Here is a 21,161-nt window from a genome sequence, read left to right as displayed (position 1 = left end):
CGTCTTTAGACAGTTGGCAAACGTTTACACCCTGTCCGTATGCCACTTTCCGAACCCAATATTTAAATTTATTCAACGGTTCTGGCAGTTTTCCGGGCTATATGTACGCGTTTCTGCGATCTAACTCAACCTTTTTAACTACAATGATGTGACTTTTTACATAAATTGATTTTACATAAAATAAACATAACCAGGGGAATAGATAGATTAGCGGTTGATGTACATCAACTCCGGGAGGCAAATGCCCCCCAGGTTGTGTATTAGATCACCGTTTTTTTGGCTCGACTGGCATAGAGATAGAAGAGAATGGAACAGGACGCACAAAAGGCAATCGTCCAGATCATCGGCCAGGCCGAGTTAAAGGTCGCCAGTGACAGTAGCGCACCTACAATGGCACCGATGCCAAAGCGGAAGGTTCCCGCCAGCGACGACGCCGTGCCAGCCATATGCGGGAACTCATCGAGGATCACTGCCATCGCATTAGATGACACCATCGATACGCAACCAACAAACGCCGCAACACCGACCACCAGCGCCCAGAAGCCCAACCCGAACAGCGCGCTAAATACCATCCAGCCCGCCATCGCAAACTGGATCCACAGCCCGGTGCGGAACATATTCAATGCCCCAACCCGCCGTACAAAGCGGCTGTTAATAATGGTCATCACAAACAGGAAGACAATGTTCAGCGCAAAGTAATAGCCAAAGTTCTGCGGCGAAACATGGTTGATCTCAATGTAGACAAAGGGACCAGCGCTGAGAAACGAGAACATCCCGGCAAAACTAAATCCGCTGGCCAGCATATAGCTCAACACGCGCTTATGGCGAAACAGCGAGGCGAAATTGCCCATTGTGGTACGCAAACGAAACGGCTGGCGTCGCTCAACGGGCAAGGTCTCTTTGATCAAGGTGAAAATCATCACCGAAGCCAGAATTGCCGCCACGGCCAGGATCCAAAAGATGTAGTGCCAGCTTAACCATACCAGCACCCAGCCACCGACAATCGGCGCCAGCAGCGGCGCAATCGTCGTGACCAGCATGACGAAGGACATCATGCGTGAAAACTCTTCTTTCGGATAAATATCGCGCATCAGGGCGTTAATCACCACGCTCGCCGCCGCAGCCGCCAGGCCGTGGAAGAAACGCATAGTGATCAATTGATCGATAGTTTGTGCCAGCGCGCAGGCGACTGCCGCCGCCGCAAACACCAGCGTTCCCCCCAGAATCACCGGCTTACGCCCGATGCTGTCTGCCATAGGGCCGTAGATCAGTTGCCCCACTGCAAACCCCAAAATATAGGTACTGAGGGTCATTTGCGCACTGCCCGCAGGCACGCCAAACTGAGCAGAGATCACCGGCAGCGCCGGAAGATACATATCAATCGACAACGGCATTAACATGGCCAACAAGCCAAGGATAAAAACAATGGCAATTGAAGAGTTCTGCCGGGTGGTCACATTTAGCTCCTGAAATTAACGAGGGGTTACGTTAACGCTGGCGATTTCTTCTTCAGTCAAGGGGCGGTATTCGCCGGGCGCAAGATCGTCATCCAGTTTGATGGCGCCGATTCGCTCACGGTGCAGTTCCACAACATGGTTGCCAACGGCGGCAAACATACGCTTAACCTGATGATAGCGCCCTTCGCTAATGGTCAAGCGCACCTGGGTTGGCGTAATCACTTCCAGCACCGCCGGTTTTGTCAGATCTTTTTCGTTATGCAACTGTACACCACGGGTAAACTGTTCGGCGGTATCTTCCGCCACCGGCGACTCTAACGTCACCAGATAGGTTTTCTCACAATGGTGACGCGGGGAGGTGATGCGGTGTGACCACTGACCGTCATCGGTCATCAGTACCAGCCCGGTGGTGTCGATATCCAGACGCCCTGCCGCATGCAGCTTGTGGGCAACAGGTTCATCGAGGAAATAAAGCACTGTCGGATGATCCGGGTCTTCCGTGGAGCACACATAGCCCTGAGGCTTGTTGAGCATAAAATAGCGCGGGCCATTTTGCTGAGCCAGTGAATTACCGTCGTATTCGACGTCATGTTCTGGCAGCAGTTTAAAGGCGCTATTTCTGACGATTTCGCCATCGACGGTAACGCGGTTACCACGGATTTCACGCCCGGCAATAGCGCGGCTGACGCCGAGTTGCTGAGCGATAAATTTATCAAGTCGCATGAGTGTGATTTTGCCTGTAACAATACGGAAATCGAGCGTTATGCCCGAAAAGTGGAGCCGTTTTCCGCTCAGTATAGCGGGCTAACAACTTCCCTCAAGGGAAAAAGATTCGTGGCATACTATTCATTGTTATTGTTTACCCTAGTGAGACCATGACTTTTACACTTCGTCCTTACCAACAAGAAGCCGTGGATGCCACGCTCAACCATTTTCGCCACCACCGCACACCTGCGGTCATCGTCCTGCCAACCGGGGCCGGTAAAAGCCTGGTGATTGCTGAACTGGCGCGTGTGGCGCGTGGGCGCGTATTAGTGCTGGCGCATGTGAAGGAGTTGGTCGCACAGAATCATGCCAAATATTGTGCGTTGGGGCTGGAAGCCGATATCTTTGCCGCTGGCCTGAAGCGTAAAGAGAGCCACGGTAAAGTGGTTTTCGGCAGCGTACAGTCTGTGGCGCGTAATCTGGAAGCGTTTCAGGGTGAATTTTCCCTGCTCATCGTCGACGAGTGCCATCGCATTGGTGATGACGAAGAGAGCCAGTATCAGCAAATTCTGACTCACCTGACCCACGTCAACCCTCACCTACGCCTGCTCGGACTGACCGCCACGCCTTTCCGCCTCGGTAAAGGCTGGATTTACCATTTTCATTATCACGGTATGGTGCGCGGCGATGAAAAAGCGCTTTTTCGCGACTGTATTTATGAGCTGCCGCTGCGCTACATGATTAAACACGGCTATCTGACGCCGCCAGAGCGCCTCGACATGCCGGTCGTCCAGTATGACTTCAGCCGCCTGCAAGCACAAAGTAACGGTTTGTTCAGCGAAGCTGACCTCAACCATGAGCTGAAAAAACAGCAGCGGATAACACCGCATATCATCAGCCAGATTGTTGAATTTGCCCAGTCGCGTAAAGGCGTCATGATATTTGCCGCTACCGTGGAGCACGCGAAAGAGATTGTTGGTCTGCTGCCCGCAGACGATGCCGCACTGATCACCGGTGACACGCCTGGCGCAGAGCGAGATGTGTTGATTGAGGATTTCAAAGCCCAGCGCTTTCGCTATCTGGTCAACGTAGCGGTGCTGACCACCGGGTTTGACGCCCCACATGTCGATCTCATTGCGATCCTGCGCCCTACCGAGTCCGTTAGCCTGTATCAACAAATCGTCGGACGAGGGCTGCGTCTGGCGCCGGGAAAAACGGATTGTCTGATCCTCGACTACGCGGGTAATCCTCACGATCTGTATGCCCCGGAAGTGGGTGCGCCGAAGGGCAAAAGCGACAACGTTCCGGTACAGGTATTCTGCCCGGCCTGCGGGTTTGCTAACACCTTCTGGGGTAAGACCACAGCCGATGGCACGCTGATCGAACACTTTGGCCGTCGCTGTCAGGGGGGGTTTGAAGATGATGACGGTCACCGTGAACAATGTGACTTCCGCTTTCGTTTTAAAAACTGCCCACAGTGCAATGCTGAAAATGACATTGCCGCTCGCCGCTGTCGGGCATGCGATACCATACTGGTCGATCCGGACGATATGCTGAAGGCGGCGCTCAGGCTCAAAGATGCGCTGGTCCTGCGCTGCAGCGGTATGGTGTTACAAAACGGCCAGGATGAAAAAGGCGAATGGCTGAAGATTACCTATTATGACGAGGATGGCGCCGACGTCAGCGAACGATTTCGTTTGCACACTCCCGCGCAGCGCACGGCCTTTGAACAGCTGTTTATTCGCCCGCACACCCGCACACCCGGCATCCCTTTACGCTGGATAACTGCCGCCGACATCCTGGCGCAGCAGGCATTGTTACGCCATCCCGATTTTGTGGTCGCGCGCATGAAAGGCCAGTACTGGCAGGTTCGTGAAAAGGTCTTTGATTATGAAGGCCGCTTCCGCCGGGCACATGAATTACGCGGTTAATCGTACTTTTGATTGATGTACCCGTCATTTGAGGATAGAATCTCGCCCGCTTTTGCATACGCAAAGCAGATCACTTACCTGTTGCTGGGTCGCCTGTAGCAGGAATTATTAAAGAGAGATTTAAATGTTTACTATTAACGCTGAAGTACGTAAAGAGCAGGGTAAGGGTGCGAGCCGCCGCCTGCGTACCGCTAACAAGTTCCCGGCAATCATCTACGGTGGCGCAGAAGCCCCGATTGCTATCGAACTGGATCACGATTCAATCATGAACATGCAAGCTAAAGCTGAATTTTACAGCGAAGTTCTGACCATCGTTGTTGACGGTAAAGAAGTTAAAGTTAAAGCTCAGGCTGTACAGCGTCACCCGTTCAAGCCGAAACTGGCTCACATCGACTTCGTTCGCGCGTAATCGCCAACAAGTTGAAGAAAAACCCCGCCTCGGCGGGGTTTTTTTATGTCATTTTTAACCGATGACAACGTATGACATGTGGCCGGATAAGGCATTTACGCCGCCATCCGGCATCATCCATGTTATTTCCCGCCAGAAGTACGACGCTGCAACTGATCGCGCAGGTTAGGCGGCGTACCTTTAATGGTTAAGGTGTCCGTCGCCGGATCCCAGAAAATGCGTTCGCCCAGCAGCATGGCGTCGAAATTGATCGTTAACCCACCGCCGCTACCGGCAAACTTGGTTAACTGACGCAGTGTACTGCGATCTGCCGGGAAGCTCTCTTCCAGCTCATAGCCTTTATCCGCGGTAAACTCACTGAAGCTGACTTCGCTGACGCCGGAAAGCTCTTTTGACAGGGACTCCAGTTCAATCTCTTCCCCGGCCTGAAGCTGCTCGTTACAGTAGCTATAAACCTGCTGACGCACGTTCTGGCGTTCAGCTTTATCCAGTTGAGCTTCGGCAGTGAAGTCGTCTACCGCCTGCAGCAGGCCACGGTTTTGCGCTTTCGCATTCAGTCCTTCGCTGGCCCCGAGGAAATCCATAAAGAAATCGGCAACTTTACGTCCTACCCTTCCTTTCAGGAACGTCAGATACCGCGTGGACTCCGGGTTGGTTTCCCACTCGGTTAAATCAATACGCGCCACGATATCAGCATGATTGATATCCAGATAGTGCGTCGGGTTGATATCCAGATTTTCATTCACGCGCATGCTGCTTAAGTTGTTCAGCACCGCCACCAGCAGATACTCTACCGCCAGGTAACGGTAATGACAGAACAGCACGATCCCGCCGTCAGCAAACGGATACTTCGCCAGCTCATCGCGCAGACGCCCGGTTGCAGCACGACTGAACGCCAGAAAATCCTCTTCGCCCTGACGCTGCAAACGCAGCGTTTGCGCCAGTTCGCTCTCTTCGCTAAACAGGCCATAGGCTTTATTCTTGGCGCTATATACCCGATGCAGCTCAGCCATCATCTCGACAACGGTCGCCGTCGGCTCCAGTAATGAATCGCGCAAGACCAGCTCAAGGTTCTGCTCATCACGCTTGATAAGCTGGTGCAGGGCAATCTGGTTGATATCCAGACTCATGATAAACTCTCCTTTAAGACCGGGCGGTATTCAACCACCTGCCGGGCAGTGACGCAATAGAAGATAAAAAAGCAGAAAAAAAACTGTCGCTACGGTAATATGTTGCCCTTTCATGAACAGACAGATTTCGATTTATGCCACAAATTTCCCGCTATAGTGACGAACACGTTGAACAATTGCTGAATGAAATGCTCAACGTACTGGAAAAACATAAGGCACCGACCGATCTTTCCCTGATGGTACTGGGAAACATGGTCACTAACCTTATCAATACAAGCGTCGCACCGGCCCAGCGCCAGGCGATTGCGAATTCATTTGCCCGCGCATTGCAGTCTTCGATAAACGACGACCAAGCGCACTAAGAGCCTGCTCCGGGGAAACGAACAACAGTTTATGGTAACTCATCGTCAACGCTACCGTGAGAAAGTCTCCCAGATGGTTAGCTGGGGGCACTGGTTCGCCTTGTTCAACATTCTGTTGGCCATGGTGCTCGGTAGTCGTTACCTGTTTGTCGCCGACTGGCCGACAACGCTTGCAGGTCGTGTTTATTCTTATCTGAGCGTTGTCGGGCATTTTAGCTTCCTGGTGTTTGCCGCCTATTTGCTGATCCTGTTCCCCCTGACGTTTATCGTCATGTCCCAGAGGCTGATGCGATTCTTATCAGCCATCCTGGCGACCGTGGGCATGACGCTGCTGTTGATTGACAGCGAAGTGTTCACCCGTTTCCACCTGCATCTCAATCCGATTGTCTGGGAACTGGTCATTAACCCCGATCAGAACGAAACGGCGCGTGACTGGCAGCTGATGTTCATCAGCGTGCCGATTATTCTGCTAATAGAAATGTTGTTTGCGACCTGGAGCTGGCAAAAGCTGCGCAGCCTGACGCGTCGCCGTCATTTCGCGAAACCTTTAGCCGCTTTCTTTTTCGTATCGTTCATCGCATCGCATGTGGTGTACATCTGGGCGGACGCCAATTTCTATCGGCCGATCACTATGCAGCGCGCAAACCTGCCGCTGTCTTACCCAATGACAGCGCGTAAGTTTCTGGAAAAACATGGTTTGCTGGATGCGCAAGAGTATCAGCGCCGCCTGATCGAACAAGGTAATCCGGAAGCGGTCTCCGTGCAGTATCCGCTTAGCGATTTACGCTATCGTGATATGGGTACCGGCCAGAACGTCCTGCTGATCACCGTAGACGGTCTGAACTACTCGCGCTTTGAAAAACAGATGCCAGCCCTGGCGGAATTTGCCGGGCAAAATATTTCCTTCACGCGCCATATGAGTTCCGGTAATACCTCCGATAACGGTATTTTTGGCCTGTTCTATGGCGTGTCGCCAAGCTATATGGACGGCATTCTGGCAAGCAGAACGCCTGCCGCGCTGATCTCTGCCCTGAATCAACAAGGTTATCAGTTGGGGTTATTCTCCTCTGATGGCTTTACCAGCCCGCTCTATCGCCAGGCGCTGCTGTCAGACTTCTCTATGCCAAGCGTGCAGACACAATCTGACGAACAAACGGCGAACCAATGGGTCAACTGGCTGGGCCGCTACGCGCAGGAAGATAACCGCTGGTTCTCATGGGTCTCCTTTAACGGGACTAACATTGATGACAGCAACCAGAAGAACTTTGCTAAACGCTACGCCAACGCCGCTCAGGACGTAGATGCGAACATTAACCGCGTTCTGGGCGCTCTGCGTGATTCGGGTAAGCTCAACAACACGGTGGTGATTATAACCGCCGGTCGGGGTGTCCCACTGTCGCAGGATGAGAATCGCTTCGACTGGTCGCGCGGTCATCTTCAGGTTCCACTGATAATTCACTGGCCGGGTACACCCGCTCAGCGCATTAATATCCTGACCGATCATACCGACCTGATGACCACGCTGATGCAGCGACTACTGCACGTCAGCACACCGGCAAACGAATATTCGCAAGGCCAGGATTTGTTTAATGCCACGCGACGCCACTATTGGGTAACGGCCGCCGACAGCAGCACAATGGCGATTACCACTCCAGAAATGACGCTGGTGCTCAACAACAACGGTAATTACCAGACCTATGATTTACGCGGCGAGAAGATTAAAGATCAGAAACCGCAGCTGAGCTTACTGCTACAGGTTCTGACGGATGAGAAACGTTTTATTGCTAACTGATTAATTATAAATCAGTTAGTAAACCATCCTCTTGCAATCGTGGTGGAAAGCAGTAGTATTAGCGCCATAGTGTCGGCACGTAGCGCAGCCTGGTAGCGCACCGTCATGGGGTGTCGGGGGTCGGAGGTTCAAATCCTCTCGTGCCGACCAAAATTCCCCAAAAAAACCAATCTTCTACGATTGGTTTTTTTATGTCTGCAATTTGCCGGGACTCAGCGCCCTCTTTCCTGGCCGGAGCCTGGCATAATTCACCCTGCTGACTTCTATTCCAGCTGCTTGCATCTTTAATATCAACATTGTTTATTATTGCCGCTCATTAAAGTTGATATTTAATTAATGTTGTCAAACAGCAAATCGAGATTACAGTAATGACACAAATATTTTATTAATTTTTTACTTTAATAAACCCTGCTTAAACGTTAAGCATTTCATAGCAGAATGAATCGCTGGTCGGATATGTGCGAAATAAAATAAATAAGAACATGACATTTCTATCCTAACCCTACGATGGTAAAAATGAAAAAGTTAATGATGGCATTAGTGGCAGCTGTAGCGTTATCAGGTTGTGCACAGCAAACCTTTAAAATAAATAACGGCATTGCCGAAAAACCGACCCAAGAGGTCAAACAGAGCTTTTTTGTTCACGGCATAGGCCAGTCGCAAACTATTGATGCAGCACTTGTTTGTGGTGGTGCAGACAAAGTTATCCGTACCGAAGTACAGGAATCGGGAATGGATGTTTTCTTGCGTATTATTACTATCGGTATCTACACACCTCGTGAGGCGAGAGTGTATTGCGCTAAATAATACGATGAGCAGGTGTTCGATGGATACCTGCTTAGCAATAATGTGCCTGCCATTATTTAACACGATTGAAAAATAGTGACGTAATAACTGAATAATTTTTGTGTCGTTAAGAAACACATTTAACGCTATCTGTTGGTAGTGACACTTCCGTACTCGCCCCATCGACTTACTTATAAATCAAAATCAACGCATAACCCTCTTTATACACACAAAGTTGTATTTAAAATACATGTTTATATGTGTAAAGATATGTCAGGGGAAAGTACCTTCCCCCTCCTGCGTCGCGATGGCTCAGGCTTTGTACAATAAAAAAGGTTAGGTTATGCATTACTCAAAGCGTTTATGGCTAACGCTTCTCGTTATCTGCCTGGCGTCCTTTGGCGTGCTACTGTGGCTGGGCGGCGAGATTTATCAGCAGGCTCCGCCTATTCCGGCACAAGTTATCACGACGGATGGTGAGCAGGTTTTCACCGGGGAACAAATTCAGGATGGGCAGGAAGCCTGGTTTAAATCTGGCGGTCAACAGCTGGGTTCCGTTTGGGGTCATGGCAGCTACGTTGCGCCTGACTGGTCTGCGGACTGGCTACACCGTGAAGCGCTTGCCTTACGCGACATCATCGCCGAGAAAAAATATCAGCAACCGTTCGATGCGCTAACGCAAGAACAACAGCTGGTTGCGGGCGGCCTGATGAAACAGGAGATGCGCCATAATAGCTATGACGCGCTGCGTAATGTCATCATTATTACACCGGAGCGCGCCAAAGCCATTCGTGAGGTTGCCGCGCATTATGACGGTCTGTTCAGCGACGCGCCTGATTTCCACGCGCTGCGCGTTGACTATGCGATGAAGGAAAATACACTTTCCTCTTCTCTGGACCGGCAGGATCTCGGCGCCTTCTTCTTCTGGAGCGCCTGGGCTGCCACCACCGAACGCCCAGGTGATACCATCACTTACACCAGCAACTGGCCGCATGAAGCGCTGGTGGGTAATACGCCAAGTGCCAGCTTAGGCATCTGGTCTATTGCCAGCGTCATTCTGCTGCTGGGCGGTATTGGTGCCCTGGTCTGGTACCATTTTCGTAACGAAGAAGACGAAACCATTGTCTCCCCGGCCAGCGATCCGCTGTTCCGGCTGACGCTGACACCGTCGATGCGCGCAACCACAAAATATTTTTACGTGGTTATCGCCCTGTTTATGGTGCAAATTTTCCTCGGTTCGATGACTGCGCACTACAGCGTGGAAGGCCAGGATTTCTTCGGCATCCCGCTATCGAAAATCTTACCGTACACCGTCCTGCGTAGCTGGCACACCCAGCTGTCAGTTCTGTGGATTGCTACCGCGTGGCTGGCAACCGGTCTGTATATCGCCCCGCTGATTTCCGGCAAAGAACCCGCATTCCAGCGTCTGGGCGTTAATATTCTGTTTGTTGCGCTGCTGATTCTGGTGGTTGGTTCGCTGGGCTTCGGCTGGTTGGGTGCAATGGGCTATCTGGACGCCAAACAGAACTTCTATATTGGTGCCCAGGGTCTCGAGTTCACCAACATGGGACGCATGTGGCAGTGGCTGCTGTTTATCGGCCTGATGATTTGGCTGGTACTGGTGGGACGTGCATTATGGCCTGCCCTCACCCGTCCATCAGAAAACCGTGGTCTGATCATGCTGATGTTCCTGGCAGCCATTTGTATCGGCCTGTTCTACTCTACGTCCCTGATTTGGGGCTTTAAGACGCATTACGCCATTATTGAATACTGGCGCTGGTGGCTGGTTCACCTGTGGGTAGAAGGTTTCTTTGAAGTCTTCGCCACCGCCGTGATTGCGCTTATCTTCTGTCGTCTGGGTCTTATTCGTAGTAGCGCGGCGAACAAAGCAACACTGTTCTCGACCATCATCTTCCTGTTTGGTGGCATTCTGGGAACGCTGCACCACCTGTACTTCACTGGCGCACCGATCTCCGTTATTGCCTGGGGTTCAATTTTCTCTGCACTGGAAGTGGTTCCGCTGTCGCTGGTGGGGATTGAAGCTGCACACAGTTACTCACTGGCACGTAAAGCACCGTGGGTACAGCGTTACCGTTGGATGATCTTCTTCTTCGTGGCCGTGGCATTCTGGAATATGGTCGGCGCTGGCCTGCTGGGCTTCGCCATCAACCCGCCGATTTCACTGTACTACGTACAGGGTCTGAACCTGACGGCAGCGCATGCTCATGCCGCGCTGTTTGGCGTATACGGTATGCTCGGTATTGGTCTAATGTTGTTCTGTCTGCGTGGTCTGCTGCCGGACAACCATTGGGTTGATTCTCTGTTGAAATGGGCATTCTGGTTGATGAACATCGGCTTAACGTGGATGGTCTTTGTCTCGCTGCTGCCGGTAGGGATTTATCAGTCATGGGCCAGCATTGATAAGGGGCTGTGGTACGCGCGCTCTCCGGAAGTGATTCACTCGCATATCGTTGAAACACTGGTCTGGCTGCGTGTCCCGGGCGACATCATCTTCGGTATCGGTGGGCTGCTGCTGGCGCTCTTTGCACTGAAGCTGCTTACCAAAGCCAGCGCTAAATCGATGACGCTGGCAAACGAGAAAAACTAAGCGCCATTTTTAAGTTGACGCTCAGCAATTAAAAGGCAACCGCAGCGCCAGTCGTTGCGGTTTTTTTATTTCGTCTCGCAAATCGGCAGCACCTTGATTCAAGTCATAAAGAGTATTCTTTGTAAAAATTCCAATGAGAGCTTTTTGAGTCAGGATATACTATTTGCACCTGTAAAAAGTAGGGTCACGTTGCCTTATCATCTGCGTGATAAATCAGGATTATCCCATGCCCCGAAATATAACGAAATTAAGAGTGCTCAGGAGAAGAAGATGCCTGAATTAACACCTTTTAAGGTGATGATCGTTGATGACCACCCACTCATGCGGCGAGGAATCAGTCAATTACTGCAGCTGGATAGCGCATTTGACGTGGTTGCCGAAGCAGGCGACGGCGCGAGTGCTATCGATCTGGCAAACCGGCTTGACCTGGATGTGATCCTGTTGGATCTCAATATGAAAGGTATGAGCGGACTGGATACCCTGAATGCGCTGCGCCGGGATGGCATCACAGCACAAATTATCATTCTTACCGTATCGGATTCCGCCAGCGATGTTTATGCCTTAATTGATGCTGGCGCTGACGGTTATTTGCTGAAAGACAGCGATCCGGAAGTGTTGCTCGAAGCTATTCGCAGCGGTGCGAAAGGCGGTAAAGCCTTCAGCGAACGCGTCAGCAACTACCTGCGTGAACGTGAGCTATTTGGCGCAGAAGAAGATCCGTTCAGCATGCTGACCGAACGCGAACTGGATGTATTACACGAACTGGCACAGGGGCTGTCAAACAAACAGATCGCGTCAGTGCTGAATATCTCCGAACAAACAGTAAAGGTGCATATTCGCAATCTGCTGCGCAAACTTAACGTGCGTTCTCGCGTTGCGGCTACCATCCTGTTTTTACAAACACGCGGCATGCAATAACCAGATATTGCCCGATGGCGCTACGCTTATCGGGCCTACAAGTTGCGTGCATCGGTAGGCCGGATAAGACGCTTTGCGTCGCCATCCGGCATCTTCCACGCTTATTTCTCCTGCGGCGACAGCTGTTCCAGCGCTTGTTTAATGCTGCGCTCAATCACCGAGCGGCGGGTATCGTTGGCAGGTAATAATTTCAGCATCATCTCCCACGCGGCGACCGCTTCACCGAAGCGCTGCTGCTCAAACGCATTAAACGCATACATACTCAGCACACGGACGTTGGCATGATCGCTTCTGACTAGCTGGCGCAGCAGTTCTCCTCCCCGGCGGTTATCGTCCGGATCGGAGGAACGGGTCAACGCTTCCGCATAACCCAGCGCGGCATCGCTATTTTTCGGATCCAGCCGGTAAGCGTTAGCGTAGGCTTCGGTCGCCGTACTGGCATTGCCTAATACCATGCCAATACGCCCGAGCATGATCCAGCCTTCAACGTTTCCGGCGTCAGATTGCAGCCGCGTACGCAGCCCCAGCGCCAGGCGCGTCATATCCTCTTCATTCAGCGGCTCGGCTTTCGGATCCAACGCGCGTTCCAGCAACCCCGGAGCCTGGGCGGTGGCCTGCTGCCAAACTTTTACCTGCTTATAATTACCGGTGTGGTAATAGCTCACCGCACCCACCACAAGCGCCACCACCACGCCAGGTGCAAACAGCCACCATCCACCCCGTGTGCCATCCGGTGTGGTATCGTCAGGAAATTCTTCCTGCTTCAGGCGAACGCGACGACGAGAGCGGGCGAAAATAATCCAGCCTCCCAGACCAATCGCCACCAGCGGCATCACCCACAGCAGTACGGTCAGTGGTGTCAGCGGCGGATCGTAGGTCACGAAGTTGCCATAACGCGCCACCATATAATCGACGATCTCTTTCTGGCTTTTCCCTTCTTGCATCAGCTCATACACTTTCTGACGCAGGTCGGTGGCAATCATCGAGTTCGAATCAGCAATGCTGTTGTTCTGACATTTTGGACAACGCAGCTGCTCGGTAAGCTGGCGGAACTGCTGCTCCTGCGCTTCGTCCTTGAACTGCATTACATCGATAGTGGCCAACGCCGAACCTGAGACAATCAGCATCAGCACGCCCAGTAAAAACCTCATTGCGCGGCCTCCTTACTGTACTTATCCCACAACGGTTTGAGCTCGCTCTCCCACACCCTGGCGTTTAAATCACCGGCATGGCGGTAACGAATAATGCCTTTCCCGTCGATCAGGAACGTTTCCGGCGCGCCGTACACCCCCAGATCCAGACCCAGCATCCCGTCGCCGTCAAACAGGCTCAGCGCATACGGATTACCCAGCTCTTTCAGCCAGACGATAGCTTTCTGGCGATCGTCTTTATAGTTCAGACCCACAACCCGAATGCCCTGCGCTGAAAGCTGGTTCAGATACTGATGTTCAGCGCGACAGGTCGGACACCAGGTCGCCCAGACGTTAAGCAGTACCGGCTTGCCCTGCGTAAGCACATCGGCCTGATAATGCTGACCCGGGTTCTCCAGCGACTCCAGACGGAATGTCGGTACCGGTTTACCGATCAGCGCCGACTCCAGATTTGTAGGATCGTCGCCCTGCGCGTTACGTGCCAGCTGCCACAGCAACGCTGCGGCAATCACGAGAAAAATAATAAACGGAATTAACAGTGCGTTGCGCTTCATACAGCCTCCGGCGCTTTTTCTTGCCCGGCAGTGCGGGGACGCGTGCGCTGGCGATAGCGCGGATCAAACAGGCAGAACAATCCGCCCAGCGCCATCAGTAACCCTCCGGCCCAAATCCAGCGAATAAACGGTTTGTAATACAGACGCACGGCCCATGCGCCGTTGTCCAGCTCCTCGCCCAGCGCCGCGTACAGGTCACGGGTAAATCCGCCGTCAATGGCCGCCTCGGTCATCATCGAGCTGGTGCTGTTATAAAAGCGTTTTTCCGCATGCAGCGTCGCTTCCGGTTTGCCGTCACGCGTGACGCCAATAATCGCGACACCGCCGCGATAGTTAGGACCGGTGATATCTTTCACTTCACGGAAGGTGAACTGGTAATCATGAATGCCGACACTATCGCCCGCCTTCATGCGCACATCGCGTTCAACGCTGTAGTTCTGACTAAACGCAATACCGACGATAGTGACGGCAAGCCCTACGTGACCCGACACCATACCCCAGTAACTCGGCGTCAGCTTCGTGCCGCGTGAAATACGCAGAAATGCCTCAGACATGGCCAGCACAAATATCCAGCAGGCCATTGCCATGCCGACGACGGTCATCGCGGCAATGCGATCCTCAAACAACCACGGCAGCAGCACAGACATTACCAGCGTGGTGACAAAAGCGATAATCAGCAACGTTTTTAGTTTGCGCGGTCGGTCGCGTCCCCAGCGCACCAGCGGTCCAATCCCCAGCAACAGCGCGAACGGTGCCATCAGCCAGGTGAACATGGTATTAAAGAACGGCTCACCAATCGAAATACTGCCCAGCCCCAGCTGTTTATGCACCAGCGGCAGCAGCGTGCCCAGCAGGACTACCAGCATGGCGGCAATCAGCAAAACGTTGTTCCCCAGCAGCAGCGATTCACGCGACCACAGTGCGTTATTGACCCGCGAGCGAACCTTATGCCCACGTACCGCAAACAGCAGCAGTGAACCACCAATCACCAGCACCATAAAGGCCAGGATAAACATCCCGCGCGACGGGTCGGAGGCGAAGGCATGTACCGACACCAGCACGCCCGAGCGCACGAGGAACGTCCCCAACAGGCACAGTGAGAACGCGCAGATCGACAGCAGTAACGTCCAGGCCTTAAAGCTGGCGCGTTGCTCCGTAACGGCCAGGGAGTGCATCAGCGCCGTCCCCACCAGCCACGGCATAAACGAGGCGTTCTCTACCGGATCCCAGAACCACCAGCCGCCCCAGCCCAACTCGTAGTAAGCCCAGGCCGAACCGAGCACAATACCCAGCGTCAGAAACACCCACGCCGCCAGCGTCCACGGGCGTGAAAAACGGGCAAAGGTGCTGTCCAGACGCCCGCTCATCAGCGCTGCAATGGCAAAAGCAAAGGCAACGGAGAAGCCGACATAGCCCATATACAGCAGCGGTGGGTGGAAAATAAGTCCCGGATCCTGCAACAGCGGGTTCAGATCGCGCCCTTCTATCGGGAAGTCCGGCAGCGTGCGGGAAAACGGGTTGGAGGTAAACAGAATAAACAGCAGGAAGCCGACGCTAACCATCCCCATCACCGCCAGCACACGGGCTACGATATCCAGCGGCATACGCTGACTAAACAGCGCCACGGCAAAGGTCCAGCCACTCATCAGCAGCACCCACAGCAGCAGCGAGCCTTCATGCGCGCCCCACGTGGCCGCCACACGATACCAGACCGGAAGCTGGGTATTAGAGTTACTGGCGACGTAGGTCACGGTAAAGTCATTGACCACAAAGGCGTTAATCAACACCAAAAACGCGCCCATCACACAGATAAACAACAGCCAGGCAAAGGGCCGCGCAGAGGCCATCATCCGTACATCGCCGCGCGCAACGCCCCACAGCGGATAAACCGAGAGCAGCAATGCGACGCCAAGCGCCAGGCACAGCAGCCCGTTGCCAATTTCAGGCATCATGACGTTTTATCCTTATACACACTTTCCGGGCGACGATGGTTTTCCTGCATCGCTTTTTCGACTTCCGGCGGGGTGTAATTCTCATCATGTTTGGCGAGAACTTCTTTTGCCTGAACATGATTCCCCTCGCCCAGCTCACCCTGAACAACGACGCCCTGCCCTTCACGGAACAGATCCGGCAGGATGCCTTCATACGTCACATCCACCACGCCTTCGGCGTCATAGATGCTGAAATTCACCTTCAGCGATTGCGGGTCACGCTTTACACTGCCCGGCATGACCATGCCACCCACGCGCAGGCGTTGGCCGACTTCTGGCATCTGCTGGGTTTCACGCTTGCCGTAGAGGATTTCGCCCGGCGTATAGAACAAGTCGATATTGGAACGCAGCGCGTAAAGCACCAGCGTGATGGTCAATGCCAGGCCCGCCAGTACCGCACAGGCTATCCATAGCCGATTTTTACGTCGAATATTCACGCCGCCTCCCGTTGTACTTGCGCCGCACGCATGCGGGCTTCTCTTGCCCGCTGCTGCGCCACGCCGCGTAAAATCGCGCGGTGCTGTAGCGCGGAATGCAGTACCAGCACCGTCAGCGGGATAACGCTCATCGCCACGGCCAGCCAGACATACAAGGCGTAACCGCCCATGGCGAAAAAATCACTCCAGGATGCAAATGCAGGGGTCATTGGCGGCCTCTTTTTAAGATCAGTTCACTCACCCACGGGCGGCGTTTTTCCATCAACAAAATCAGGTTACGCATGCGCATCAGCGTCAGCGTGACAAACAGTAACAGGTAACCGACGATCGCCAGACGCAGCGGCGCGCGCATAGCCGGGTCGATACTTTGCTGCATACGGGTTGACCCCTGGTGCAGCGTATTCCACCACTCCACCGAGTAGTGAATGATCGGTAAGTTCACCACGCCAATCAGCACCAGAATCCCCGCGGCACGCCCTGCTACGCGGCGGTCATCAAATGCGTGCCACAGCGCAATCGCGCCAACGTAGAGAAACAGCAGCACCAGTTCAGAGGTGAGTCTGGCATCCCACACCCACCAGGTTCCCCACATCGGTTTACCCCATGCAGAACCGGTCACCAGGGCAATAAAGGTAAACACCGCACCAATGGGCGCCATCGCCGCCAGCGCCAGGTTGGCCATTTTCATCTGCCAGACCAGGCCGATAAACGCGGCAACCGCCATTGAGGCGTAAATGCCCATCGACCAGATTGCCGCCGGGACGTGCAGGTAGATGATGCGATAACTTTGTCCCTGCTGATAATCCGCGGGTGCAAAGCCAAATCCCCAGATCCAGCCCGTTACCAGTACCACTGCGCTGGCAATGGCCAGCCACGGGATAAACCAGCCACAGATCTGATAGAGCCGTGGGGGCATCGCCAGTTGATGAAGTATTTTCCACATAGTTCAGTCACCAGACTCAAGCAAAACAAATGAAATTACCTTGGTGCCAGATGGCCGCGCTTGCGCCTTATCCGGCCTACAGTTACTGCACGCTAATACGTAGCGCCGCCGCTGTCGCAAACGGACTTAACGTTGCGCTGCCAACCAACAGTGCGCCCAGAATCGCCATGTAGCCTTCAACGGGTAAGTGCATTGAGGCAGCATCCATCGCGGCGGTAGCAAAAATCAGTAATGGAATCGTGAGCGGTAGCACCAGTACACTTAACAATACGCCGCCACGCTTTAATCCCACCGTTAACCCCACACCCGGTGCCCCGAGAAAACCCAGTGTTGGCGTGCCGAGCAGCAGGGTTAGCGCCATAATTTGCCACCCGTACATATCCATGCCAAGCAGCAACGCCACCAACGGCGAGAGGATCAGCAGCGGCAGGCCAGTCACTACCCAATGCGCCATCACCTTCGCCAGCACCACAGCCGGTAACGGTAACGGCAACAGCATCAGCTGCTCAAGGCTACCGTCCTGCAGGTCATCACGGAATAAGCGTTCCAGCGCCAGCAACGACGCCAGTAATGCCGCCACCCAGATAATCCCCGGCGCAATGCGCGCCAGCAGCTGTGGCTCTGGGCCAATGCTCAGCGGGAATAACGTAATCACAATCAGGAAGAACCATAACGGATTGGCGATCTCCGCACTATGACGAAACGCAACCCGCAGTTCTAAACGGAAAATTCGCCACATCATTGTGCTGTCCTCTCGCGGGTCAGCGCGATGCGCCGCACTTTATTGGTTTCTACATTGAGAGGTTGGTGAGTCGTCAGAATAACAACTCCGCCCTGCTCCGTATGCTGAGCCATACGTTGGGTGAGACGCTCAACGCCATTAACATCAATCGCGGTGAACGGTTCATCGAGGATCCACAGTCGGGCACGGGTTAGCCACAGGCGAGCCAGCGCAACACGACGCTGCTGCCCGGCGGAGAGCTGATTGACCGGAATATCTTCATATCCGGCAAGACCTGCCTGTGCCAGCGCCTCCAGACACTGGGCGATATCGCCATCATGATGGAAAAACCGCAGATTCTCCAACGCCGAAAGCCGGGTTTTTATCCCCGGCTGATGTCCGATCCACAGCAGTTCCTGATGGAAATTGTCCCGCACCTGATGCAGCGGTTGACCTTGCCAGAGAACGCCTCCGGCATCAGGACGAGCCAGCCCGGTAAGCAACCGCAACAGGGTCGTTTTCCCCGCACCGTTACTTCCGGTAATTTGCACCCATTCCCCTGCGTTAACGCGAAATGACAGCTCGCTAAACAGTATTCTGTCATCTCGCTCACAGAGCAGTTCTCTGGCTTCAAGCATCCTGGTTATTTACATCCTGTTAAAAGCCCGGTTTGACTTCGCGCATATCAGGCAGCTTGTGTGCAATCCCTTTATGACAGTCAATACACGTTTGCCCTTCTTTTACGGCCTGGTCATGCATTTTAGCCGCCACGCCTTTCTGGGCAGTTAAATCCATAAACTCGAAGTTGTGGCAGTTACGACACTCTTGCGAATTATTGTCTTTCATACGCCGCCATTCATTTTGCGCCATCGTCAGACGATGGTCTTCAAATTTTTGCGGTGTATCTATCAACCCCAGTGCTTTCGCGTACAGTTCTTTGCTGGCCTTGATTTTACGGATCATTTTCGGGCCCCACTCATGCGGGACGTGGCAATCAGGACACGTAGCTCGTACACCACTGCGGTTGTTGTAGTGTACGGTTTCCATGTATTCCTGGTATACCGTGTTGCGCATTTCGTGACAGCTAATGCAGAACTCTTCCGTATTGGCCTTTTCCATACCGGTATTAAAGCCGCCCCAGAAAATAATGCCGCCCACAAAGCCGATTAACAACAGCGTGCCGAGCGCCAGACGGCTGGGGCGACGCCACCATTGCCAGACGCGCTTAATCCAGCCTGGTTTACGGTTAGAATTTTCCATAATGACCTCTTATTTCCCGTAACCTTTCGAGGGGGTGAAGGTATTTTCGACAATCGGTGCAGCATCCGCCTGCGGGACATGGCACTGCAGACAGAAATAGCGACGCGGCGCGACTTCCGCCAGTACTTTGCCATCGCTATCCATAAAGTGCGTCGGGCTAATGCGCGGCGCGCCGGTGGTGCGATAGCTTTCGACGCCGTGGCATTGCAGGCAGCGGTTGGTGTTGGTCGTTACCTGGTAACCGTCAACGCTGTGCGGGACCATCGGCGGCTGGTTAACATAGTTCAGCGGCATACGCTCCTGCTCTTTCGGCATGCGAATAGCCCCTTCCTGGGTCCCCGAGACTTCCGGTGACTGGCTCAGATCCACTCCGTTTGCAGCCCAAACGGCCCCACTCACTACCAGGGCCAGCGCGGCCGCCATTTGACTCAGCGCTTTAATCAGGTCATGGCTTTTCATGATTTCGCTCCCGAACTCCATCGTGTTGTTATTGTAAAAACATCCTCAGAACAGACATCCACACAGCGACCGCAACCCATGCAATCGCGACTGGTTACCTGCACCGGACTTTGCTCATCCAGCACCGGGGCACGTAGCACATGCGGTTCCGGGCAAACATGAAAACAATCCATACAGCGGTTACATCTCTCGCGTTCTTTTGCTGACACGGTTAACACCCCTTTGCTTCCCAGCACGCTATACAGCGCGCCTAATGGGCAAAGGTGCCCGCACCAGCCATGCTCAACAACCAGTAAATCAAATAAAAACAGTGCAATAATCAGCAGGATACCGCTACCGAATCCCATTACCAGGCTACGTCCCAGCAAAGAGACCGGGTTTATCCACTCCCACAGCAGCGTACCGGTCAGCGCGGATCCCACCAGGATAACGACCAGCAGGACGTACCGTATATGGCGCGGAATAGTCGCAGACTGATTCAGGTCAAACCTTCTGCGTAACACACTTGCCAAATCAGTGACCGGGTTCATTGGGCAGACCCAGCTGCAAAACAACCGCTTACCGGCCAGGGCATACAGCCCCGTAATAAGTGCAGCACCGATTAACGCTACGGTCGCAGGCAGATGTCCACTGGCGAGGCTTTGCAGCGTAATCAGCGGATCGGTGAATGGGATGGTATCCAGCAACAGGCTGCTGCTGTAATTGCCATGCAGGATCCACACCCCTAACCACGGGCCGCTGAGAAACATTGCCAGCACCAAAAACTGCGTCAGACGACGCAGCACCAGCCAACGGTGGCTGCGCCACCAGCCTTTTTTCTCCCGCGCTTCACGCCCGGCATCACGTTTACGATTTGCCATTGTTCCCCTCCAGCCAACCGAAGCGGTAATGGTGTCCCAACTCCCCTTTCGCCAGCGACAGCGGCAGCACTTTTATTGCCGGCTGTTCCAGCACGCAGACCTTTTCACATTTACCGCATCCGGTGCAGGCATCGCTGTGTACGGTCGGAATAAACCGCGCGTGCTTACCGGTGCGCATATTGCGATCCAGTTCCAGGGTGATGGCCTCGTCTATCTTTGGACATTCGCGATAACAGACATCGCAGCGCAGCCCTTGATAGTTGAGGCAGTTCTCGTGATCCAGCAGTACCGCCAGTCCCATGCGTGAATCGTCAATGGATTCGATCTCCTTGTCCAACGCGCCGCTTGGGCAGACTTTGGCGCACGGGATGTCTTCACACATTTCGCAGGGAATGTCGCGCGCGATAAAATACGGCGTCCCCGCTGCCAGCCCGGAGGCCAGCGTCGCCAGTTTCAGCGTGTCGTACGGGCAAGCCTGAACGCACTGTCCACAGCGCACGCAGGCGCTGGCAAAGGCGTCTTCAGCCAATGCCCCTGGCGGGCGCAACCGCACGCCGGTTGCACGTGCAGTTTGCTGTTGCAACCCCAGCACCACGCCAACGGCGGCCAGCCCGCCCGCTGCGCGAACCATATCGCGCAGAAAGCGGCGGCGGCCATTTTGGGGTTTTGCTGACCGGGACATAACGC

The 21,161-nt window shown here is 53.7% G+C and carries 22 protein-coding genes and 1 tRNA gene; 8 read left to right on the top strand and 15 right to left on the bottom strand.

What is annotated here, in order from left to right:
* Positions 1–260: 260 nt before the first annotated feature.
* Together IB214_RS08505 and rsuA are read right to left on the bottom strand one after the other, a co-directional pair.
* Positions 261–1,457 carry a Bcr/CflA family multidrug efflux MFS transporter gene (locus tag IB214_RS08505; RefSeq protein WP_115258006.1) on the bottom strand — a complete coding sequence of 399 codons (1,197 nt, stop codon included), beginning with the start codon at positions 1,455–1,457 and terminating at the stop codon, positions 261–263.
* A 15-nt stretch (positions 1,458–1,472) separates the two neighbouring features.
* The gene (rsuA, locus tag IB214_RS08500) at positions 1,473–2,180 is read right to left on the bottom strand and encodes a 16S rRNA pseudouridine(516) synthase RsuA (RefSeq protein ID WP_115258005.1); all 708 of its coding nucleotides are present in this window, start codon (positions 2,178–2,180) and stop codon (positions 1,473–1,475) included.
* A gap of 152 nt (positions 2,181–2,332) precedes the next feature.
* On the opposite strand from rsuA, the gene IB214_RS08495 reads away from it, so the two are divergent.
* A complete protein-coding gene (locus tag IB214_RS08495) occupies positions 2,333–4,093 on the top strand; it encodes a DEAD/DEAH box helicase (protein ID WP_117343448.1) in 1,761 nt (586 codons plus the stop codon).
* A gap of 124 nt (positions 4,094–4,217) precedes the next feature.
* On the top strand, positions 4,218–4,502 hold the full coding sequence (rplY, locus tag IB214_RS08490) for a 50S ribosomal protein L25 (RefSeq protein WP_045445132.1): 285 nt from the start codon (positions 4,218–4,220) through the stop codon (positions 4,500–4,502).
* 122 nt (positions 4,503–4,624) lie between these two features.
* Here rplY and yejK read toward each other — a convergent pair whose 3' ends face one another.
* Complete coding sequence (yejK, locus tag IB214_RS08485; RefSeq protein ID WP_005129293.1) at positions 4,625–5,632, bottom strand: nucleoid-associated protein YejK; 1,008 nt, start codon at positions 5,630–5,632, stop codon at positions 4,625–4,627.
* Positions 5,633–5,766: 134 nt separating this feature from the next.
* Here yejK and IB214_RS08480 point away from each other — a divergent pair, with 134 nt between their 5' ends.
* The 6 genes from IB214_RS08480 to narP all read left to right on the top strand — a co-directional run bounded on the left by IB214_RS08480 (position 5,767) and on the right by narP (position 12,098).
* On the top strand, positions 5,767–5,994 hold the full coding sequence (locus IB214_RS08480; RefSeq protein ID WP_096756447.1) for a YejL family protein: 228 nt from the start codon (positions 5,767–5,769) through the stop codon (positions 5,992–5,994).
* 31 nt (positions 5,995–6,025) lie between these two features.
* Positions 6,026–7,786, top strand: a complete 1,761-nt coding sequence (yejM, locus tag IB214_RS08475) for an LPS biosynthesis-modulating metalloenzyme YejM (protein WP_117343447.1) — start codon at positions 6,026–6,028, stop codon at positions 7,784–7,786.
* A gap of 73 nt (positions 7,787–7,859) precedes the next feature.
* A tRNA-Pro gene (locus tag IB214_RS08470) sits at positions 7,860–7,936 on the top strand.
* A gap of 366 nt (positions 7,937–8,302) precedes the next feature.
* Positions 8,303–8,593, top strand: a complete 291-nt coding sequence (locus tag IB214_RS08465; protein WP_115257957.1) for a Bor family protein — start codon at positions 8,303–8,305, stop codon at positions 8,591–8,593.
* A 322-nt stretch (positions 8,594–8,915) separates the two neighbouring features.
* A complete protein-coding gene (locus IB214_RS08460; RefSeq protein WP_117343446.1) occupies positions 8,916–11,180 on the top strand; it encodes a nitric-oxide reductase large subunit in 2,265 nt (754 codons plus the stop codon).
* A 270-nt stretch (positions 11,181–11,450) separates the two neighbouring features.
* Positions 11,451–12,098, top strand: coding sequence for a nitrate/nitrite response regulator protein NarP (gene narP, locus IB214_RS08455; protein ID WP_115257955.1), 648 nt, complete (start codon positions 11,451–11,453; stop codon positions 12,096–12,098).
* A 101-nt stretch (positions 12,099–12,199) separates the two neighbouring features.
* Here the strand turns inward: narP and IB214_RS08450 are convergent, their stop codons facing one another.
* The 12 genes from IB214_RS08450 to napG form a co-directional block, all read right to left on the bottom strand.
* The gene (locus IB214_RS08450) at positions 12,200–13,249 is read right to left on the bottom strand and encodes a cytochrome c-type biogenesis protein CcmH (protein ID WP_117343445.1); all 1,050 of its coding nucleotides are present in this window, start codon (positions 13,247–13,249) and stop codon (positions 12,200–12,202) included.
* Positions 13,246–13,803, bottom strand: coding sequence for a thiol:disulfide interchange protein DsbE (dsbE, locus tag IB214_RS08445; protein ID WP_096756440.1), 558 nt, complete (start codon positions 13,801–13,803; stop codon positions 13,246–13,248). Before dsbE ends, IB214_RS08450 begins: the two co-directional genes overlap by 4 nt.
* Complete coding sequence (locus IB214_RS08440; RefSeq protein ID WP_115257952.1) at positions 13,800–15,755, bottom strand: heme lyase CcmF/NrfE family subunit; 1,956 nt, start codon at positions 15,753–15,755, stop codon at positions 13,800–13,802. The genes dsbE and IB214_RS08440 overlap by 4 nt, the downstream gene beginning before the upstream one ends.
* Positions 15,752–16,231: a cytochrome c maturation protein CcmE gene (ccmE, locus tag IB214_RS08435; RefSeq protein ID WP_096756438.1), complete on the bottom strand. Its 480-nt coding sequence runs from the start codon at positions 16,229–16,231 to the stop codon at positions 15,752–15,754. The genes IB214_RS08440 and ccmE overlap by 4 nt, the downstream gene beginning before the upstream one ends.
* The gene (gene ccmD / locus IB214_RS08430) at positions 16,228–16,440 is read right to left on the bottom strand and encodes a heme exporter protein CcmD (RefSeq protein WP_096756437.1); all 213 of its coding nucleotides are present in this window, start codon (positions 16,438–16,440) and stop codon (positions 16,228–16,230) included. Before ccmD ends, ccmE begins: the two co-directional genes overlap by 4 nt.
* Entirely contained in the window at positions 16,437–17,174 is a 738-nt protein-coding gene (locus IB214_RS08425; RefSeq protein ID WP_096756436.1) for a heme ABC transporter permease, read from the bottom strand. Before IB214_RS08425 ends, ccmD begins: the two co-directional genes overlap by 4 nt.
* 82 nt (positions 17,175–17,256) lie before the next feature.
* The gene (gene ccmB, locus IB214_RS08420) at positions 17,257–17,916 is read right to left on the bottom strand and encodes a heme exporter protein CcmB (protein WP_045445367.1); all 660 of its coding nucleotides are present in this window, start codon (positions 17,914–17,916) and stop codon (positions 17,257–17,259) included.
* Positions 17,913–18,533 carry a cytochrome c biogenesis heme-transporting ATPase CcmA gene (gene ccmA, locus IB214_RS08415; protein WP_117343444.1) on the bottom strand — a complete coding sequence of 207 codons (621 nt, stop codon included), beginning with the start codon at positions 18,531–18,533 and terminating at the stop codon, positions 17,913–17,915. The genes ccmB and ccmA overlap by 4 nt, the downstream gene beginning before the upstream one ends.
* A 19-nt stretch (positions 18,534–18,552) precedes the next feature.
* Positions 18,553–19,155, bottom strand: a complete 603-nt coding sequence (napC, locus tag IB214_RS08410; protein WP_096756434.1) for a cytochrome c-type protein NapC — start codon at positions 19,153–19,155, stop codon at positions 18,553–18,555.
* Between the two features lie 9 nt (positions 19,156–19,164).
* On the bottom strand, positions 19,165–19,614 hold the full coding sequence (gene napB, locus IB214_RS08405; RefSeq protein ID WP_096756433.1) for a nitrate reductase cytochrome c-type subunit: 450 nt from the start codon (positions 19,612–19,614) through the stop codon (positions 19,165–19,167).
* Complete coding sequence (gene napH, locus IB214_RS08400) at positions 19,611–20,474, bottom strand: quinol dehydrogenase ferredoxin subunit NapH (protein WP_115257950.1); 864 nt, start codon at positions 20,472–20,474, stop codon at positions 19,611–19,613. The genes napB and napH overlap by 4 nt, the downstream gene beginning before the upstream one ends.
* Positions 20,461–21,156: a ferredoxin-type protein NapG gene (gene napG, locus IB214_RS08395; protein ID WP_117343443.1), complete on the bottom strand. Its 696-nt coding sequence runs from the start codon at positions 21,154–21,156 to the stop codon at positions 20,461–20,463. Before napG ends, napH begins: the two co-directional genes overlap by 14 nt.
* Positions 21,157–21,161 lie beyond the last annotated feature (5 nt).

The sequence above is a fragment of the Citrobacter sp. C1 genome (assembly GCF_014596895.2).
Classification (GTDB): domain Bacteria; phylum Pseudomonadota; class Gammaproteobacteria; order Enterobacterales; family Enterobacteriaceae; genus Citrobacter; species Citrobacter gillenii.
Note: the sequence above shows the minus strand (reverse complement) of the source record. Positions and strands in the feature narration are given on the sequence as shown.

Excerpts from the sequence above, each read along its gene's own strand:
- IB214_RS08495 (WP_117343448.1), top strand. The coding sequence starts at position 2,333 with ATGACTTTTACACTTCGTCCTTACCAACAAGAAGCCGTGGATGCCACG.
- narP (WP_115257955.1), top strand. The coding sequence starts at position 11,451 with ATGCCTGAATTAACACCTTTTAAGGTGATGATCGTTGATGACCACCCA.
- IB214_RS08425 (WP_096756436.1), bottom strand. The coding sequence starts at position 17,174 with ATGTGGAAAATACTTCATCAACTGGCGATGCCCCCACGGCTCTATCAG.
- dsbE (WP_096756440.1), bottom strand. The coding sequence starts at position 13,803 with ATGAAGCGCAACGCACTGTTAATTCCGTTTATTATTTTTCTCGTGATT.
- napB (WP_096756433.1), bottom strand. The coding sequence starts at position 19,614 with ATGAAAAGCCATGACCTGATTAAAGCGCTGAGTCAAATGGCGGCCGCG.
- IB214_RS08450 (WP_117343445.1), bottom strand. The coding sequence starts at position 13,249 with ATGAGGTTTTTACTGGGCGTGCTGATGCTGATTGTCTCAGGTTCGGCG.
- IB214_RS08460 (WP_117343446.1), top strand. The coding sequence starts at position 8,916 with ATGCATTACTCAAAGCGTTTATGGCTAACGCTTCTCGTTATCTGCCTG.
- rsuA (WP_115258005.1), bottom strand. The coding sequence starts at position 2,180 with ATGCGACTTGATAAATTTATCGCTCAGCAACTCGGCGTCAGCCGCGCT.
- napH (WP_115257950.1), bottom strand. The coding sequence starts at position 20,474 with ATGGCAAATCGTAAACGTGATGCCGGGCGTGAAGCGCGGGAGAAAAAA.
- napG (WP_117343443.1), bottom strand. The coding sequence starts at position 21,156 with ATGTCCCGGTCAGCAAAACCCCAAAATGGCCGCCGCCGCTTTCTGCGC.
- ccmD (WP_096756437.1), bottom strand. The coding sequence starts at position 16,440 with ATGACCCCTGCATTTGCATCCTGGAGTGATTTTTTCGCCATGGGCGGT.
- rplY (WP_045445132.1), top strand. The coding sequence starts at position 4,218 with ATGTTTACTATTAACGCTGAAGTACGTAAAGAGCAGGGTAAGGGTGCG.
- IB214_RS08465 (WP_115257957.1), top strand. The coding sequence starts at position 8,303 with ATGAAAAAGTTAATGATGGCATTAGTGGCAGCTGTAGCGTTATCAGGT.
- IB214_RS08440 (WP_115257952.1), bottom strand. The coding sequence starts at position 15,755 with ATGATGCCTGAAATTGGCAACGGGCTGCTGTGCCTGGCGCTTGGCGTC.
- yejK (WP_005129293.1), bottom strand. The coding sequence starts at position 5,632 with ATGAGTCTGGATATCAACCAGATTGCCCTGCACCAGCTTATCAAGCGT.
- yejM (WP_117343447.1), top strand. The coding sequence starts at position 6,026 with ATGGTAACTCATCGTCAACGCTACCGTGAGAAAGTCTCCCAGATGGTT.
- ccmA (WP_117343444.1), bottom strand. The coding sequence starts at position 18,533 with ATGCTTGAAGCCAGAGAACTGCTCTGTGAGCGAGATGACAGAATACTG.
- ccmB (WP_045445367.1), bottom strand. The coding sequence starts at position 17,916 with ATGATGTGGCGAATTTTCCGTTTAGAACTGCGGGTTGCGTTTCGTCAT.
- napC (WP_096756434.1), bottom strand. The coding sequence starts at position 19,155 with ATGGAAAATTCTAACCGTAAACCAGGCTGGATTAAGCGCGTCTGGCAA.
- IB214_RS08480 (WP_096756447.1), top strand. The coding sequence starts at position 5,767 with ATGCCACAAATTTCCCGCTATAGTGACGAACACGTTGAACAATTGCTG.